General features: G+C 55.2%; 1 protein-coding gene. It reads right to left on the bottom strand.

The window, feature by feature from the left end; genetic code table 11:
• On the bottom strand, positions 1-239 hold a 239-nt coding region (locus tag FN960_RS24735), incomplete at both ends, for an ATP-grasp domain-containing protein (protein ID WP_438799995.1).

Genomic DNA, 239 nt, shown 5'->3' with positions numbered 1-239 from the left:
CAGATGCCCCACTTTACGCCCCGGACGGACTTCTTTGTCGTACCAGTGCAGATGCACCAGCGGCAGTTTCAGCCAGTCATAATTCACATCGCTACCAATCAGGTTGATCATCACCGACGGACTATTCACTACCGGTTGCGGTAACGGCAGATCGGTAATCGCCCGCAGATGCAGCTCAAACTGGCTGATGCTGGCACCGTTTTGTGTCCAGTGACCGCTGTTATGCACACGCGGTGCCA

It is taken from the genome of Alkalicoccobacillus porphyridii (assembly GCF_007293315.1).
Classification (GTDB): domain Bacteria; phylum Bacillota; class Bacilli; order Bacillales; family Bacillaceae_D; genus Alkalicoccobacillus; species Alkalicoccobacillus porphyridii.
The sequence above is the reverse complement of the archived record's forward strand: the minus strand, read 5'-3'. Positions and strand labels throughout refer to the sequence as shown.